Here is a 16,827-nt window from a genome sequence, read left to right on the forward strand (position 1 = left end):
ATTATTTCATCATGAGTGGCTGAAAAGGCGTCAGAAATGCGCGTTAATGCGCAAAATGTGAGCAATAGATCGGATTAAGCAATTTTTTTGTTGCATGCGCGCGCCGCTATTCCTAGAATGCGCGCTACTTGATGCCGGCTTAGCTCAGTAGGTAGAGCAACTGACTTGTAATCAGTAGGTCACCAGTTCGATTCCGGTAGCCGGCACCATCAAGTTCAGGTGGGGTTCCCGAGCGGCCAAAGGGAGCAGACTGTAAATCTGCCGTCACAGACTTCGAAGGTTCGAATCCTTCCCCCACCACCACTTTCGGCTTCGCGATTGCGATGCCAGAGTTGGTCGGTAAGCCTGCCAGCTCAAGCAAAAAAGAATTTCTTTTTTGTACAGAAAGAACTGGGTAGCCGAGTTTCAGGATGCGGGCATCGTATAATGGCTATTACCTCAGCCTTCCAAGCTGATGATGCGGGTTCGATTCCCGCTGCCCGCTCCAGGATGTGCTGATATAGCTCAGTTGGTAGAGCGCACCCTTGGTAAGGGTGAGGTCGGCAGTTCGAATCTGCCTATCAGCACCACTTCTCAATCTCCTCCCTGTTTCTCTTCTGTAGATGTATTCAACAAATTCAGGCAAATGCCTGGTTGATGTGGTGATACCACCGATTTATCCGTGTCTTAGAGGGACAATCGATGTCTAAAGAAAAGTTTGAACGTACAAAACCGCACGTTAACGTCGGTACTATCGGCCACGTTGACCATGGTAAAACAACGCTGACCGCTGCCATCACTACCGTTCTGGCGAAAACCTACGGTGGTTCTGCTCGTGCATTCGACCAGATCGATAACGCGCCGGAAGAAAAAGCTCGTGGTATCACCATCAACACCTCTCACGTTGAATACGACACCCCGACTCGCCACTACGCGCACGTTGACTGCCCGGGCCACGCCGACTATGTGAAAAACATGATCACCGGTGCTGCTCAGATGGACGGCGCTATCCTGGTTGTTGCTGCGACTGACGGCCCGATGCCGCAGACCCGTGAGCACATCCTGCTGGGTCGTCAGGTAGGCGTTCCGTACATCATCGTGTTCCTGAACAAATGTGACATGGTTGATGACGAAGAGCTGCTGGAACTGGTTGAGATGGAAGTGCGTGAGCTGCTGTCTCAGTACGACTTCCCGGGCGACGACACCCCGATCGTTCGTGGCTCTGCTCTGAAAGCGCTGGAAGGCGACGCAGAGTGGGAAGCGAAAATCATCGAGCTGGCTGGTCACCTGGATTCCTACATCCCGGAACCGGAGCGCGCGATTGACAAGCCGTTCCTGCTGCCGATCGAAGACGTATTCTCCATCTCCGGTCGTGGTACCGTTGTTACCGGTCGTGTAGAGCGCGGTATCATCAAGGTGGGTGAAGAAGTTGAAATCGTGGGTATCAAAGACACCGCGAAATCCACCTGTACCGGCGTTGAAATGTTCCGCAAACTGCTGGACGAAGGCCGTGCGGGCGAGAACGTAGGTGTTCTGCTGCGTGGTATCAAACGTGAAGAAATCGAACGTGGTCAGGTACTGGCCAAGCCGGGCTCCATCAAGCCGCACACCAAGTTCGAATCTGAAGTGTACATTCTGTCCAAAGACGAAGGCGGCCGTCACACTCCGTTCTTCAAAGGCTACCGTCCGCAGTTCTACTTCCGTACGACTGACGTGACTGGCACCATCGAACTGCCGGAAGGCGTAGAGATGGTAATGCCGGGCGACAACATCAAAATGGTTGTTACCCTGATCCACCCGATCGCGATGGACGACGGTCTGCGTTTCGCAATCCGCGAAGGCGGCCGTACCGTTGGCGCGGGCGTGGTTGCTAAAGTTCTCGGCTAATCGCTGATAACATTTGACGCAATGCGCAATAAAAGGGCATCATTTGATGCCCTTTTTGCACGCTCTCGGCCCAGAACCTGGCTCATCAGTGATTTATTCCACATAATCATTGCTGAGACAGGCTCTGCAGATAGCGTAACTCCGAAGCGCAATGTAAAAAGAGCAATTCGGTCTGGCTTGCCTCGCTCGTGCGGGGCAAAAATGTTTGTCTGATTTACTATGACAGGTTGGTTTATGAGTGCGAATACCGAAGCTCAGGGAAGCGGGCGCGGCCTGGAAGTGATGAAGTGGTTGGTTGTCGCTGCGCTGCTGATTGTAGCTATCGTAGGCAACTTTCTTTACCGTGAGGTGACTCTGCCGCTGCGTGCTCTTGCGGTAGTAATTCTGATTGCTGCAGCGGGTGGTGTCGCGCTGTTGACGACGAAAGGTAAAGCTACCGTCGCCTTTGCCCGTGAAGCGAGAACCGAAGTCCGTAAGGTTATTTGGCCGACTCGCCAGGAAACGTTGCACACCACATTAATCGTGGCTGCAGTGACCGCTGTTATGTCACTGATCCTGTGGGGGCTGGATGGTATTCTGGTCCGCCTGGTATCCTTTATCACTGGCCTGAGGTTCTGAGATGTCTGAAGCACCTAAAAAGCGCTGGTACGTCGTTCAGGCGTTTTCCGGTTTTGAAGGCCGCGTAGCGACCTCGCTGCGCGAGCATATCAAATTACACAATATGGAAGAGTTGTTTGGCGAAGTCATGGTTCCTACCGAAGAGGTAGTGGAAATCCGTGGCGGCCAGCGTCGCAAGAGCGAGCGCAAATTCTTCCCCGGTTATGTGTTAGTTCAGATGGTCATGAACGATGCAAGCTGGCACCTGGTGCGTAGCGTACCTCGCGTGATGGGCTTCATCGGCGGTACGTCTGACCGTCCGGCGCCAATCAGCGACAAAGAAGTCGACGCTATCATGAACCGTCTGCAGCAGGTTGGCGACAAACCGCGTCCGAAAACGCTGTTTGAGCCGGGTGAGATGGTTCGTGTCAACGATGGTCCGTTTGCTGACTTTAACGGCGTCGTGGAAGAAGTCGATTACGAGAAGAGCCGCCTGAAAGTGTCGGTTTCTATTTTCGGTCGTGCTACCCCGGTTGAGCTTGATTTCAGCCAGGTAGAAAAAGCGTAAGCTGAGTTCGAAAAAGCAGCGGTTAACCGTTGCACAGGGCGCGAGATTGGAATACAATTTCGCGCCTTTTGTTTTTATGGGGCCAACCCATAAAACGTTTTAATCACGGGGAGCCTCGTCGAGGCGCTGGACCCAACTGAGGAAATTTTCATGGCCAAGAAAGTACAAGCCTACGTTAAGCTGCAGGTTGCAGCTGGTATGGCTAACCCGAGCCCGCCGGTCGGTCCGGCTCTGGGTCAGCAGGGTGTTAACATCATGGAATTCTGTAAAGCGTTCAACGCGAAGACGGATTCCATGGAAAAAGGTCTGCCGATTCCGGTTGTTATTACCGTTTACGCTGACCGTTCTTTCACCTTCGTTACCAAAACCCCGCCGGCAGCAGTACTGCTGAAAAAAGCGGCTGGTATCAAGTCTGGTTCCGGTAAACCGAACAAAGACAAGGTGGGTACCATTACCCGCGCTCAGCTGCAGGAAATTGCACAGACCAAAGCTGCTGACATGACTGGCGCCGACGTAGAAGCGATGACTCGCTCCATCGAAGGTACTGCACGTTCCATGGGCCTGGTAGTGGAGGATTAAGAAATGGCTAAACTGACCAAGCGCATGCGTGTGATCCGTGACAAAGTTGATGCGACCAAACAGTACGACATCAACGAAGCCATCACTCTGCTGAAAGAACTGGCTACCGCTAAGTTCGTAGAAAGCGTTGACGTTGCTGTTAACCTCGGCATCGACGCTCGTAAATCTGACCAGAACGTACGTGGCGCGACTGTACTGCCGCACGGTACTGGCCGTTCTGTTCGCGTAGCCGTATTTGCCCAGGGCCCGAACGCTGAAGCTGCTAAAGCGGCTGGCGCGGAGCTGGTAGGTATGGAAGATCTGGCTGACCAGATCAAAAAAGGCGAAATGAACTTTGACGTTGTTATTGCTTCCCCGGATGCGATGCGCGTTGTTGGCCAGCTGGGCCAGGTTCTGGGCCCGCGCGGCCTGATGCCAAACCCGAAAGTAGGTACTGTAACGCCGAACGTTGCTGAAGCGGTTAAAAACGCTAAAGCAGGTCAGGTTCGTTACCGTAACGACAAAAACGGCATCATTCACACCACTATCGGTAAAGTGGATTTCGACGCTGACAAACTGAAAGAAAACCTGGAAGCGCTGCTGGTTGCTCTGAAAAAAGCAAAACCGTCTTCTGCTAAAGGCGTGTACATCAAGAAAGTTAGCCTGTCCACCACCATGGGCGCAGGTGTTGCGGTAGACCAGTCTGGTCTGAGCGCAGCGGCGAACTAATTCGCCTCTTTACGTGGGCGTCGGATTTGTCTACAATCTTACGCCCATTGTTCTGCTAAGCAGAGCACAAAAGATTTTCGGTTGGAGCCTGGCCTTATCCAGGCCTCCGTCCAAGACCGCAGGTGTTTCGTAAGAGACTTAATTCCCTGCGTAGACGGTGACAGAACCTGAAGAATATTTTTTAAGTAGTCTTTGGCTTGTTTCTGCTCACCGTATTTCGACGCTCTTTCGTATGATTGAGTGAAGTGAGTTCCGGGACGTGTCCCGGCTAAAATCCAGGAGCAAAAGCTAATGGCTTTAAATCTTCAAGACAAACAAGCGATTGTTGCTGAAGTCAGCGAAGTAGCCAAAGGCGCGCTGTCTGCAGTTGTCGCGGATTCCCGTGGCGTGACTGTAGACAAAATGACTGAACTGCGTAAAGCAGGTCGCGAAGCCGGCGTATACATGCGTGTTGTTCGTAACACCCTGCTGCGCCGTGTTGTTGAAGGTACTCAGTTTGAGTGCCTGAAAGACGCGTTTGTTGGTCCGACCCTGATTGCATATTCTATGGAACACCCGGGCGCTGCTGCTCGTCTGTTCAAAGATTTCGCGAAAGCGAATGCAAAATTTGAGGTTAAAGCCGCTGCCTTTGAAGGCGAGCTGATCCCGGCGTCGCAGATCGACCGCCTGGCAACTCTGCCGACTTACGAAGAAGCAATTGCACGCCTGATGGCAACCATGAAAGAAGCCTCTGCTGGCAAACTGGTTCGCACTCTGGCTGCTGTTCGCGATGCGAAAGAAGCTGCGTAATCGCGTATTTGCTTACGTACAAAACTTATTCTGATATTCAGGAACAATTAAATGTCTATCACTAAAGATCAAATCATTGAAGCAGTATCCGCTATGTCCGTAATGGACGTTGTTGAGCTGATCTCTGCAATGGAAGAAAAATTCGGTGTTTCCGCTGCTGCTGCTGTAGCTGTTGCTGCTGCTGGTCCGGCTGAAGCTGCTGAAGAGAAAACTGAATTCGACGTTATTCTGAAAGCCGCTGGCGCTAACAAAGTTGCTGTTATCAAAGCAGTACGTGGCGCGACTGGCCTGGGTCTGAAAGAAGCTAAAGACCTGGTAGAATCTGCTCCGGCCGCTCTGAAAGAAGGCGTGAGCAAAGATGACGCTGAAGCTCTGAAAAAATCTCTGGAAGAAGCTGGCGCTGAAGTTGAAGTTAAATAAGCCAACCCTTCTGGTGGCAGCCTGAGAAATCAGGCTGATGGCTGGTGACTTTTTGGTCACCAGCCTTTTTGCGCTAGGGGACCAGTAGCGTTTCACACTGTTTTACTGCTGGTTACCCGTCAATGCTTGTTTCTATCGACGACTTAATATACTGCGACAGCGTTTCGGCACTGTGTAAATCGCAATGAAATGGTTTAAGCGTGATAGCAACAGGTATTGCGAAAAGTGTTCCACTTTTCGGTCAACAAAATGGTGTTGCATAAACTGTCCCTTCGATGGACAGAGTGGGTCGACTTGTCAGCGAGCTGAGGAACCCTATGGTTTACTCCTATACCGAGAAAAAACGTATTCGTAAGGATTTTGGTAAACGTCCGCAAGTTCTGGATGTTCCCTATCTCCTTTCTATCCAGCTTGACTCGTTCCAGAAATTTATCGAGCAAGATCCTGAGGGTCAGTACGGTCTGGAAGCGGCTTTCCGCTCCGTATTCCCGATTCAGAGCTACAGCGGCAATTCGGAACTGCAGTACGTCAGCTACCGTCTTGGCGAACCTGTCTTTGATGTTAAAGAATGCCAGATCCGTGGCGTGACCTATTCGGCACCGCTGCGCGTTAAGCTGCGTCTGGTGATCTACGAGCGCGAAGCGCCGGAAGGCACCGTTAAAGACATCAAAGAGCAAGAAGTTTACATGGGCGAAATTCCGCTCATGACCGATAACGGTACCTTCGTCATCAACGGTACTGAGCGTGTTATCGTTTCTCAGCTGCACCGTAGCCCGGGCGTGTTCTTTGACAGTGACAAGGGCAAAACCCACTCCTCTGGTAAGGTGCTGTATAACGCACGCATCATTCCTTACCGTGGCTCCTGGCTGGACTTCGAGTTCGATCCTAAAGACAACCTGTTTGTCCGTATCGACCGTCGTCGTAAGCTGCCGGCAACTATCATCCTGCGCGCGCTGGATTACACCACTGAGCAGATTCTTGACCTGTTCTTCGAGAAAGTGGTTTTCGAAATCCGCGACAACAAGCTGCAGATGGAGCTGATTCCGGAGCGTCTGCGTGGTGAAACCGCATCCTTTGATATCGAAGCAAACGGCAAAATTTACGTAGAAAAAGGCCGTCGTATCACTGCGCGTCATATCCGCCAGCTCGAAAAAGACGAAATCAAACACATCGAAGTTCCGGTGGAATACATCGCCGGTAAAGTCGCAGCGAAAGATTACGTGGATGCTTCCACTGGCGAGCTGATTTGCCCGGCCAACATGGAGCTGTCCCTGGATCTGCTGGCGAAGCTGAGCCAGTCTGGTCACAAACGTATCGAGACACTGTTCACCAACGACCTCGATCACGGCCCGTACATGTCTGAGACCGTACGCGTCGACCCGACCACCGATCGCCTGAGCGCGCTGGTTGAAATCTACCGCATGATGCGTCCTGGCGAGCCGCCGACGCGTGAAGCGGCGGAAAGCCTGTTTGAGAACCTGTTCTTCTCTGAAGATCGTTACGATCTGTCTGCGGTTGGCCGCATGAAGTTCAACCGTTCTCTGCTGCGCGACGAGATTGAAGGTTCCGGTATCCTGAGCAAAGCTGACATCATCGACGTGATGAAGAAGCTCATCGATATCCGTAACGGTAAAGGCGAAGTGGACGATATCGACCACCTCGGCAACCGTCGTATCCGTTCCGTTGGCGAAATGGCGGAAAACCAGTTCCGCGTTGGCCTGGTGCGTGTAGAGCGTGCGGTGAAAGAGCGTCTGTCTCTGGGCGATCTGGATACCCTGATGCCGCAGGATATGATCAACGCCAAGCCTATCTCCGCTGCGGTGAAAGAGTTCTTCGGCTCCAGCCAGCTTTCCCAGTTTATGGACCAGAACAACCCGCTGTCTGAGATTACGCACAAACGTCGTATCTCTGCGCTCGGCCCGGGCGGTCTGACGCGTGAACGCGCAGGCTTCGAAGTTCGAGACGTACACCCGACCCACTACGGTCGCGTATGTCCTATCGAAACGCCGGAAGGTCCGAACATCGGTCTGATCAACTCCCTGTCCGTGTACGCACAGACTAACGAGTATGGCTTCCTTGAGACGCCGTACCGTAAAGTGACCGACGGTGTGGTGACCGATGAAATTCATTACCTCTCCGCTATCGAAGAAGGTAACTACGTTATCGCTCAGGCGAACACCAACCTGACCGAAGAAGGCCGCTTCGCCGATGATTTGGTCACCTGCCGCAGCAAAGGCGAATCCAGCCTCTTCAGCGCAGACCAGGTTGACTATATGGACGTTTCCACCCAGCAGGTGGTTTCCGTCGGTGCGTCCCTGATCCCGTTCCTTGAGCACGATGACGCCAACCGTGCATTGATGGGTGCGAACATGCAACGTCAGGCGGTTCCGACTCTGCGCGCTGATAAGCCGCTGGTAGGGACCGGTATGGAACGTGCTGTTGCCGTTGACTCCGGTGTAACCGCCGTTGCGAAACGTGGCGGTACCGTTCAGTACGTGGATGCATCCCGTATCGTTATCAAAGTTAACGAAGACGAGATGTACCCGGGCGAAGCAGGTATCGACATCTATAACCTGACTAAATACACCCGTTCTAACCAGAACACCTGCATCAACCAGATGCCGTGCGTGTCTCTGAATGAACCGGTTGAGCGCGGCGACGTGCTGGCAGACGGTCCGTCCACCGACCTCGGTGAACTGGCGCTCGGTCAGAACATGCGCGTAGCGTTCATGCCGTGGAACGGCTACAACTTCGAAGACTCCATCCTCGTTTCCGAGCGTGTGGTCCAGGAAGACCGTTTCACCACGATTCACATCCAGGAACTGGCGTGCGTATCTCGCGATACCAAGCTGGGGCCGGAAGAGATCACCGCTGACATCCCGAACGTGGGTGAAGCTGCGCTCTCCAAACTCGATGAATCCGGTATCGTCTACATCGGCGCGGAAGTGACCGGCGGCGACATTCTGGTGGGCAAGGTTACCCCGAAAGGTGAAACCCAGCTGACGCCGGAAGAGAAACTGCTGCGTGCAATCTTCGGTGAGAAAGCGTCTGACGTTAAAGACTCTTCTCTGCGCGTGCCGAACGGCGTTTCCGGTACGGTTATCGACGTTCAGGTCTTTACCCGCGATGGTGTGGAAAAAGACAAACGTGCGCTGGAAATCGAAGAAATGCAGCTCAAGCAGGCCAAAAAAGACCTGTCTGAAGAACTGCAGATCCTCGAAGCGGGTCTGTTCAGCCGTATTCGCGCTGTCCTGATCGCAGGCGGCGTCGAAGCTGAGAAGCTCGACAAACTGCCGCGCGACCGCTGGCTGGAACTCGGCCTGACCGACGAAGAGAAACAGAATCAGCTGGAACAGCTGGCTGAGCAGTACGACGAGCTGAAGCACGAGTTTGAGAAGAAACTCGAAGCGAAACGCCGCAAAATCACCCAGGGCGACGATCTGGCGCCGGGCGTGCTGAAGATCGTTAAGGTGTATCTGGCCGTTAAACGTCAGATCCAGCCGGGCGATAAGATGGCAGGCCGCCACGGTAACAAAGGTGTTATCTCCAAGATCAACCCGATCGAAGATATGCCTTACGATGAAAACGGCACGCCGGTAGATATCGTACTGAACCCGCTGGGCGTACCGTCTCGTATGAACATCGGTCAGATCCTGGAAACTCACTTGGGTATGGCGGCGAAAGGTATCGGCGACAAGATCAACGCCATGCTGAAGCGTCAGGAAGAAGTCGCGAAACTGCGCGAATTCATCCAGAAAGCTTACGACCTCGGCCAGGATGTTCGTCAGAAAGTTGACCTGAACACCTTCAGCGACGAAGAAGTACTGCGTCTGGCTGAAAACCTGCGTAAAGGTATGCCGCTCGCCACGCCGGTATTCGACGGCGCGAAAGAAGCTGAGATTAAAGAGCTGCTGCAGCTGGGCGACCTGCCGACTTCCGGTCAGATCACCCTGTTCGACGGCCGTACGGGTGAACAGTTCGAGCGTCCGGTAACCGTAGGTTACATGTACATGCTGAAACTGAACCACCTGGTTGACGACAAGATGCACGCTCGTTCCACCGGTTCTTACAGCCTGGTTACTCAGCAGCCGCTGGGTGGTAAGGCGCAGTTCGGTGGCCAGCGCTTCGGTGAGATGGAAGTGTGGGCGCTGGAAGCTTACGGCGCCGCCTATACCCTGCAGGAAATGCTTACCGTTAAGTCTGATGACGTGAACGGCCGTACCAAGATGTATAAGAACATCGTGGATGGCAACCATCAGATGGAACCGGGCATGCCGGAATCGTTCAACGTACTGTTGAAAGAGATTCGTTCGCTGGGCATCAACATCGAACTGGAAGACGAGTAACTCTCGCTCAAACAGGTCACTGGTGCCGGGGTAACACCCGGCGCCAGATTGTGCTAACTCCGACGGGAGCAAATCCGTGAAAGACTTATTAAAGTTTCTGAAAGCGCAAACTAAAACCGAAGAGTTTGATGCGATCAAAATTGCTCTGGCCTCGCCAGACATGATCCGTTCATGGTCTTTCGGTGAAGTTAAAAAGCCGGAAACCATTAACTACCGTACCTTTAAGCCGGAGCGCGACGGTCTGTTTTGCGCCCGTATCTTTGGGCCGGTAAAAGACTATGAGTGCCTGTGCGGTAAGTACAAGCGCCTGAAACACCGCGGTGTGATTTGTGAGAAGTGCGGCGTTGAAGTGACCCAGACTAAAGTGCGTCGTGAGCGCATGGGCCACATCGAGCTGGCTTCCCCGACTGCCCACATCTGGTTCCTGAAATCTCTGCCGTCCCGTATCGGTCTGCTGCTGGATATGCCGCTGCGCGATATCGAACGCGTACTGTATTTTGAATCTTACGTGGTTATCGAGGGTGGCATGACCAACCTCGAGCGCAGCCAGATCCTGACTGAAGAGCAGTACCTGGACGCGCTGGAAGAGTTCGGTGACGAATTCGACGCGAAAATGGGCGCCGAAGCTATCCAGGCTCTGCTGAAAAGCATGGATCTGGAAGCCGAGTGCGAGCAGCTGCGCGAAGAGCTGAACGAAACCAACTCCGAAACCAAGCGTAAAAAGCTGACCAAGCGCATCAAGCTGCTGGAAGCGTTCGTACAGTCTGGCAACAAGCCGGAGTGGATGATCCTGACCGTGCTGCCGGTGCTGCCGCCGGATCTGCGTCCGCTGGTTCCGCTGGATGGCGGTCGTTTCGCAACGTCGGATCTGAACGATCTGTATCGTCGCGTGATCAACCGTAACAACCGTCTGAAACGTCTGCTGGATCTCGCTGCGCCGGACATCATCGTACGCAACGAAAAACGTATGCTGCAGGAAGCGGTAGACGCCCTGCTGGATAACGGCCGTCGCGGTCGCGCGATCACCGGCTCCAACAAGCGTCCGCTGAAATCCCTTGCCGACATGATCAAAGGTAAGCAGGGGCGTTTCCGTCAGAACCTGCTCGGTAAGCGCGTGGACTACTCTGGTCGTTCCGTAATTACCGTAGGTCCGTACCTGCGTCTGCATCAGTGCGGCCTGCCGAAGAAAATGGCGCTGGAACTGTTCAAACCGTTCATCTACGGCAAGCTGGAACTGCGTGGCCTCGCGACTACCATCAAAGCCGCCAAGAAAATGGTTGAGCGTGAAGAAGCGGTCGTGTGGGATATCCTGGACGAAGTTATCCGTGAGCACCCGGTACTGCTGAACCGTGCGCCGACCCTGCACCGTCTGGGTATTCAGGCGTTCGAACCGGTACTGATCGAAGGTAAAGCTATCCAGCTGCACCCGCTGGTTTGTGCGGCATACAACGCCGACTTCGATGGTGACCAGATGGCTGTTCACGTACCGCTGACGCTGGAAGCCCAGCTTGAAGCGCGCGCGCTGATGATGTCTACCAACAACATTCTGTCTCCGGCGAACGGCGAACCAATCATCGTTCCTTCTCAGGACGTTGTACTGGGTCTGTACTACATGACCCGTGACTGTGTTAACGCCAAAGGCGAAGGCATGGTGCTGACTGGCCCTAAAGAAGCCGAGCGTATCTATCGCGCTGGCCTGGCCTCTCTGCATGCGCGCGTTAAAGTGCGTATCACTGAATATGAAAAAGATGCAAACGGCGAATTCGTTGCGAAAACCAGCCTGAAAGACACGACTGTTGGCCGTGCCATTCTGTGGATGATCGTACCGAAAGGTCTGCCTTTCTCCATCGTCAACCAGGCGCTGGGCAAGAAAGCTATCTCCAAAATGCTGAACACCTGTTACCGCATTCTGGGCCTGAAGCCGACCGTTATCTTTGCTGACCAGACCATGTACACCGGTTTTGCCTATGCAGCGCGCTCTGGCGCGTCCGTAGGTATCGACGACATGGTTATTCCGGAGAAGAAACACGAGATCATCTCCGAAGCGGAAGCCGAAGTGGCCGAGATCCAGGAGCAGTTCCAGTCTGGTCTGGTTACCGCGGGCGAACGCTACAACAAAGTTATCGATATCTGGGCTGCGGCGAACGATCGTGTATCCAAAGCGATGATGGATAACCTGCAAACCGAAACCGTGATTAACCGTGACGGCGTAGAAGAGCAGCAGGTTTCCTTCAACAGCATTTACATGATGGCCGACTCCGGTGCGCGTGGTTCTGCGGCACAGATTCGTCAGCTTGCGGGTATGCGTGGTCTGATGGCGAAGCCGGATGGCTCCATCATCGAAACGCCAATCACCGCGAACTTCCGTGAAGGTCTGAACGTACTCCAGTACTTCATCTCGACCCACGGCGCGCGTAAAGGTCTGGCGGATACCGCACTGAAAACCGCGAACTCCGGTTATCTGACCCGTCGTCTGGTTGACGTGGCGCAGGATCTGGTGGTGACCGAAGACGATTGCGGCACGCTGGAAGGCATCACCATGACCCCGGTTATCGAGGGTGGCGATGTTAAAGAGCCGCTGCGCGATCGCGTACTGGGTCGTGTTACCGCGGAAGACATTCTGAAGCCGGGTACCGCAGACATTCTGGTTCCACGCAACACCCTGCTGCACGAACAGTGGTGTGACCTGCTGGAAGCGAACTCTGTTGACTCCGTGAAAGTGCGTTCCGTTGTATCCTGTGACACCGATTTCGGTGTATGTGCGCACTGCTATGGTCGAGATCTCGCGCGTGGCCACATCATCAACAAAGGTGAAGCCATCGGCGTTATCGCGGCACAGTCCATCGGTGAGCCGGGTACTCAGCTGACGATGCGTACGTTCCACATCGGTGGTGCGGCATCTCGTGCGGCTGCTGAATCCAGCATCCAGGTGAAAAACAAAGGTAGCATCCGTCTGAGCAATGCGAAGTCGGTTGTTAACTCCAGCGGTAAGCTGGTGGTGACTTCCCGTAACACCGAGCTGAAGCTGATCGACGAATTCGGTCGTACCAAAGAGAGCTATAAAGTGCCTTACGGCGCAGTTATGGCGAAGGGTGATGGCGAGCAGGTTGCCGGCGGTGAAACCGTTGCAAACTGGGATCCGCACACCATGCCGGTTATCACCGAAGTCAGTGGTTTCATCCGCTTCACTGACATGATTGACGGCCAGACCATTACTCGTCAGACCGACGAACTGACCGGTCTGTCTTCTCTGGTGGTTCTGGATTCCGCTGAACGTACCGCGGGCGGTAAAGATCTGCGTCCGGCGCTGAAAATCGTTGATGCTCAGGGTAACGACGTTCTGATCCCGGGTACCGATATGCCGGCACAGTACTTCCTGCCGGGTAAAGCGATTGTACAGCTGGAAGATGGCGTACAGATTAGCTCTGGTGACACCCTGGCGCGTATTCCTCAGGAATCCGGCGGTACCAAGGACATCACCGGTGGTCTGCCACGCGTTGCTGACCTGTTCGAAGCGCGTCGTCCGAAAGAGCCGGCAATCCTGGCTGAAATCAGCGGCATCATCTCCTTCGGTAAAGAGACCAAAGGTAAACGCCGTCTGGTTATCACCCCGGTAGATGGCAGCGAGCCGTACGAAGAGATGATTCCTAAGTGGCGTCAGCTCAACGTGTTCGAAGGTGAACGCGTAGAACGCGGTGATGTGGTTTCCGACGGTCCGGAAGCGCCGCATGACATTCTGCGTCTGCGTGGCGTTCAGGCTGTGACCCGTTACATCGTTAACGAAGTGCAGGACGTTTACCGTCTGCAGGGCGTTAAGATTAACGATAAGCACATCGAAGTTATCGTTCGTCAGATGCTGCGTAAAGCCACCATCATGAACGCAGGCAGCTCCGAGTTCCTGGAAGGTGAGCAGGTGGAATACTCTCGCGTCAAGATCGCCAACCGCGAACTGGAAGCGAACGGCAAAGTCAGCGCGACTTACATGCGCGACCTGCTGGGTATCACCAAAGCGTCTCTGGCCACCGAGTCCTTCATCTCCGCGGCATCGTTCCAGGAGACCACTCGCGTGCTGACCGAAGCAGCCGTTGCGGGCAAACGCGACGAACTGCGCGGTCTGAAAGAGAACGTTATTGTGGGTCGTCTGATCCCGGCCGGTACCGGTTACGCGTACCACCAGGATCGTATGCGCCGTCGCGCTGCGGGTGAACTCCCGGCAGCACCGCAGGTGACTGCGGAAGACGCGTCTGCAAGCCTGGCAGAACTGCTGAACGCAGGTCTGGGCGGCAACGACAACGAGTAATCGTTCTTAGCCTGACTAAAAACCCGCTTCGGCGGGTTTTTTTATGTCTGAAATCCCCTAAAAAGACCTCGATCGCGTTTCAGGACGCCCGCATACCGCCCCGATGCTACAAATCCGTGACCTGTAAACGGAGAGCATTGCCATGTATCGACTCATCACCTTTATTACCCTTCTGCTGTTAAGCGCTGCCGCATCGGCGGGCATCGGTTTTCGTCAGTTCACCATCGACTCGCCTGCCACGCGTCCGCTGGATGTCGCCGTCTGGTATCCCACAGACGATAACCATGCGACAGAGACGGTGGGCGACAACATCGTGTTCACGGGCGTTAAGGTACAGCGCGACGCCGCTCCTGCGCCGGGCGCGCACCCGGTACTGTTACTTTCGCATGGCTTTGGCGGTAACTGGCGCAACCTGAACTGGCTGGCAAAGGCGATGGCAGACCAGGGGTATATCGTCGCCGCGATGGACCATCCGGGTACCACGACCCGTAATAAAGAGCCGTCCCAGGCGCAGGCGCTCTGGCAACGCCCGAAAGACGTCACGCGTGTGCTGGATGCGCTGATCGCCAGCCCGGAAAAAACCGGGACACCAGACGAACAGCGTATTGCTGCGGCAGGGCATTCACTGGGTGGATGGACGGTTCTGGAACTGGCGGGCGCGCGGTTCTCTGCGCCGCGTTTTCTGGCGGATTGTAAAAGTCATCCTGAACTGGGCGGTTGCCAGGTTGCCCGTACGCTTGGCATCGATTTACCGGGCGCAGGGCACCGGCTGGCGGAAAGCCAGCGCGATAGCCGAATCAGGGCCGTGGTGTCGTTAGATCTGGGGCTCGCGCGCGGCTTTACGTCGCAAAGCCTGGCGAAGGTGGGAATTCCTGTGCTGGTAATGAGCGCTGGTGCCGACAGCGACGATGTGCCCGCCGCGCTGGAGTCTGGCTATCTGGTCCACCGTTTGCCCGGCCAGCTCACTCGCGCTATTAGCGTTGCAGGTGCTACACACTTTAGCTTTATGCAGCTTTGTAAGCCGGGCGCGGCCGCCGTTATCGACGCGCATGAGCCGGGTGAGGGGATTGTGTGCCGTGATGGCGCAGGCTTCAGTCGTGAGAATATTCACCAGCAACTCACGGCGCAGATAAGCGCGTTTCTTGATCAGGCGCTGGGGTATCAGCCGCCGCGCGGCGATATTCCACCGGGCTCATCCCCACAATCCGCGCGAACTCGCGATTGAAGTTCGATTTCGTGTTAAAGCCAGACTCCAGCATCACGGCGGTAACGGGCGAGCCGGTCAGACGCAACAACTGCTGTGCGTGGGCGATGCGAAAGCTGTTAATCCACTGCGAGACGTTACAACCCCGCGTGGCATTGACTGCCCGTGAAATATGACGGGCGGGCGTGCCGGTTTTTCGCGCCAGCAGATCCAGCGTGAGATCGGGATTCAGGTAAAGCGACTGCGCGCGCAGCATCTCTTCGAGCTGCGCACAGCGTTGCTCGTCCTGCACCGCGTCGCTCGCGGGCAGCGCCGGAACGGCGGCAGGCGCTGCCTGCGCTGGTTTTCTGGCGGGCCATAAAATGGCGAGACACATAAACGGCAGCAGTATTGCCTGCGACACGGCGACCAGCAGCGGCGCCTGCTTGCCCTGAAAATACCGGAAATCGAAGGCGATCGCGATGTCAGTCAGCGCGGAAAAACAGAGAAAGGCGCCCGAGACGAAAGCGAGCTTTGCCGCCGCTGGCGCATCGCTCAGGCGGCTTCGCGAAAAAGCATCCGCTCCCTGGTGAGCGGTGCGCAGCAGAGCGACGCCATAACCGAGATAAAGCGCCGCGAGCGCGCAGTCTGTCGCGGCAGGAAAGACCAGATTAACGATAAGCGCCACGGCGGCGGGCGCGACTATCATTAGATTTCGTCGTAACGCCTGCGAAGCGGCGAGCCCGGAAAAGCAGTACCACGCAAGCGGCGGCAGCGTAATAGCGGCAAGTGATTGCAACTGGCGTAACACCGTCAGGTCGAGCGACCAGCGCAACGCGGTGAGCAGCACCAGTAGCGCGCATCCTCCCACAAAAGTCGCGAGTCGGCGGTAATGACTGTTGCCAGACAACGAGATTTTCGCCAGCAGCATCAAAAGAATGGCAAGGGTAAAAACCGGAACGGGAACCGAGGGCATGACGAAACCTGTTTTATCATTAACGGGCCTTAAGGCGCCTGAGAACATCGTTGTGCCATAAAGCGTGAATAAAAGACACCGTCCGGTTTAGCGGCTTGCAATCAGGAGTGAGGCGTGGATATGAAAAAGCCCGGTCAAACCGGGCGTGATGGGATAATAGCGGTGTGGCGAGGCGCTATTTCACCAGCGGCAGACGGCGGTAAAGCTCGATCAGGTCACCCGCCAGATCCTGGATAACCATCGCGTTCATCAGGTGATCCTGAGAGTGAACGGTAATAAGGTTGACCGGCAGTTTACCGCTGCCCTCGTCCAGCCCGATAAGCTGCGTCTGGATTTTATGCGCATGCTTCACAAACTCGTGGGATTCTTCCATCGCTTTTTCGGCGCCGTCGAAATCGCCTTTGCGGGCCAGCTGAAGCGCAGTCAGCGCCTGGCTGCGCGCGCTGCCGGCATTGACCAGCAGCTCCATAATAATCGACTCTAAATCTTCCATGT

The 16,827-nt window shown here is 54.9% G+C and carries 12 protein-coding genes and 4 tRNA genes; 14 read left to right on the top strand and 2 right to left on the bottom strand.

Features of this window, described 5'->3' with window-relative positions; all coding sequences use genetic code 11:
- The first annotated feature begins 133 nt into the window (after positions 1-133).
- The 14 genes from AFK65_RS01540 to AFK65_RS01605 all read left to right on the top strand — a co-directional run bounded on the left by AFK65_RS01540 (position 134) and on the right by AFK65_RS01605 (position 15,398).
- Positions 134-209, top strand: a tRNA-Thr gene (locus AFK65_RS01540).
- 9 nt (positions 210-218) lie between these two features.
- Positions 219-303 (top strand) — tRNA-Tyr (locus AFK65_RS01545).
- A gap of 109 nt (positions 304-412) precedes the next feature.
- Positions 413-487: transfer RNA gene (locus AFK65_RS01550), tRNA-Gly, on the top strand.
- Positions 488-493: 6 nt separating this feature from the next.
- Positions 494-569 (top strand) — tRNA-Thr (locus AFK65_RS01555).
- A 112-nt stretch (positions 570-681) separates the two neighbouring features.
- On the top strand, positions 682-1,866 hold the full coding sequence (tuf, locus tag AFK65_RS01560) for an elongation factor Tu (protein ID WP_007872666.1): 1,185 nt from the start codon (positions 682-684) through the stop codon (positions 1,864-1,866).
- 234 nt (positions 1,867-2,100) lie between these two features.
- Entirely contained in the window at positions 2,101-2,484 is a 384-nt protein-coding gene (secE, locus tag AFK65_RS01565; RefSeq protein ID WP_004387083.1) for a preprotein translocase subunit SecE, read from the top strand.
- Position 2,485: 1 nt separating this feature from the next.
- The gene (gene nusG, locus AFK65_RS01570; protein ID WP_001287521.1) at positions 2,486-3,031 is read left to right on the top strand and encodes a transcription termination/antitermination protein NusG; all 546 of its coding nucleotides are present in this window, start codon (positions 2,486-2,488) and stop codon (positions 3,029-3,031) included.
- Between the two features lie 150 nt (positions 3,032-3,181).
- Positions 3,182-3,610, top strand: coding sequence for a 50S ribosomal protein L11 (rplK, locus tag AFK65_RS01575; RefSeq protein ID WP_007766545.1), 429 nt, complete (start codon positions 3,182-3,184; stop codon positions 3,608-3,610).
- Between the two features lie 3 nt (positions 3,611-3,613).
- A complete protein-coding gene (gene rplA, locus AFK65_RS01580) occupies positions 3,614-4,318 on the top strand; it encodes a 50S ribosomal protein L1 (RefSeq protein ID WP_007704670.1) in 705 nt (234 codons plus the stop codon).
- 291 nt (positions 4,319-4,609) lie between these two features.
- On the top strand, positions 4,610-5,107 hold the full coding sequence (gene rplJ / locus AFK65_RS01585) for a 50S ribosomal protein L10 (RefSeq protein WP_007704673.1): 498 nt from the start codon (positions 4,610-4,612) through the stop codon (positions 5,105-5,107).
- A gap of 51 nt (positions 5,108-5,158) precedes the next feature.
- Positions 5,159-5,527 carry a 50S ribosomal protein L7/L12 gene (rplL, locus tag AFK65_RS01590; protein WP_004387079.1) on the top strand — a complete coding sequence of 123 codons (369 nt, stop codon included), beginning with the start codon at positions 5,159-5,161 and terminating at the stop codon, positions 5,525-5,527.
- A 317-nt stretch (positions 5,528-5,844) separates the two neighbouring features.
- On the top strand, positions 5,845-9,873 hold the full coding sequence (gene rpoB / locus AFK65_RS01595) for a DNA-directed RNA polymerase subunit beta (RefSeq protein WP_038858270.1): 4,029 nt from the start codon (positions 5,845-5,847) through the stop codon (positions 9,871-9,873).
- A 76-nt stretch (positions 9,874-9,949) separates the two neighbouring features.
- On the top strand, positions 9,950-14,173 hold the full coding sequence (gene rpoC / locus AFK65_RS01600; protein WP_038858268.1) for a DNA-directed RNA polymerase subunit beta': 4,224 nt from the start codon (positions 9,950-9,952) through the stop codon (positions 14,171-14,173).
- Positions 14,174-14,315: 142 nt separating this feature from the next.
- Entirely contained in the window at positions 14,316-15,398 is a 1,083-nt protein-coding gene (locus tag AFK65_RS01605; RefSeq protein WP_038858267.1) for an alpha/beta hydrolase family protein, read from the top strand.
- Here the strand turns inward: AFK65_RS01605 and AFK65_RS01610 are convergent.
- Positions 15,292-16,332, bottom strand: a complete 1,041-nt coding sequence (locus AFK65_RS01610; RefSeq protein WP_038858264.1) for a helix-turn-helix domain-containing protein — start codon at positions 16,330-16,332, stop codon at positions 15,292-15,294. The genes AFK65_RS01605 and AFK65_RS01610 overlap by 107 nt on opposite strands.
- Before the next feature lie 175 nt (positions 16,333-16,507).
- On the bottom strand, positions 16,508-16,825 hold the full coding sequence (locus tag AFK65_RS01615; RefSeq protein ID WP_007704695.1) for a PTS lactose/cellobiose transporter subunit IIA: 318 nt from the start codon (positions 16,823-16,825) through the stop codon (positions 16,508-16,510).
- Positions 16,826-16,827: the final 2 nt, after the last annotated feature.

The organism is Cronobacter universalis NCTC 9529 (assembly GCF_001277175.1).
Lineage (GTDB): Bacteria > Pseudomonadota > Gammaproteobacteria > Enterobacterales > Enterobacteriaceae > Cronobacter > Cronobacter universalis.

Excerpts from the sequence above, each read along its gene's own strand:
- rpoB (WP_038858270.1), top strand. The coding sequence starts at position 5,845 with ATGGTTTACTCCTATACCGAGAAAAAACGTATTCGTAAGGATTTTGGT.
- AFK65_RS01605 (WP_038858267.1), top strand. The coding sequence starts at position 14,316 with ATGTATCGACTCATCACCTTTATTACCCTTCTGCTGTTAAGCGCTGCC.
- rplL (WP_004387079.1), top strand. The coding sequence starts at position 5,159 with ATGTCTATCACTAAAGATCAAATCATTGAAGCAGTATCCGCTATGTCC.
- nusG (WP_001287521.1), top strand. The coding sequence starts at position 2,486 with ATGTCTGAAGCACCTAAAAAGCGCTGGTACGTCGTTCAGGCGTTTTCC.
- rplK (WP_007766545.1), top strand. The coding sequence starts at position 3,182 with ATGGCCAAGAAAGTACAAGCCTACGTTAAGCTGCAGGTTGCAGCTGGT.
- tuf (WP_007872666.1), top strand. The coding sequence starts at position 682 with ATGTCTAAAGAAAAGTTTGAACGTACAAAACCGCACGTTAACGTCGGT.
- AFK65_RS01615 (WP_007704695.1), bottom strand. The coding sequence starts at position 16,825 with ATGGAAGATTTAGAGTCGATTATTATGGAGCTGCTGGTCAATGCCGGC.
- rplA (WP_007704670.1), top strand. The coding sequence starts at position 3,614 with ATGGCTAAACTGACCAAGCGCATGCGTGTGATCCGTGACAAAGTTGAT.
- secE (WP_004387083.1), top strand. The coding sequence starts at position 2,101 with ATGAGTGCGAATACCGAAGCTCAGGGAAGCGGGCGCGGCCTGGAAGTG.
- rplJ (WP_007704673.1), top strand. The coding sequence starts at position 4,610 with ATGGCTTTAAATCTTCAAGACAAACAAGCGATTGTTGCTGAAGTCAGC.
- AFK65_RS01610 (WP_038858264.1), bottom strand. The coding sequence starts at position 16,332 with ATGCCCTCGGTTCCCGTTCCGGTTTTTACCCTTGCCATTCTTTTGATG.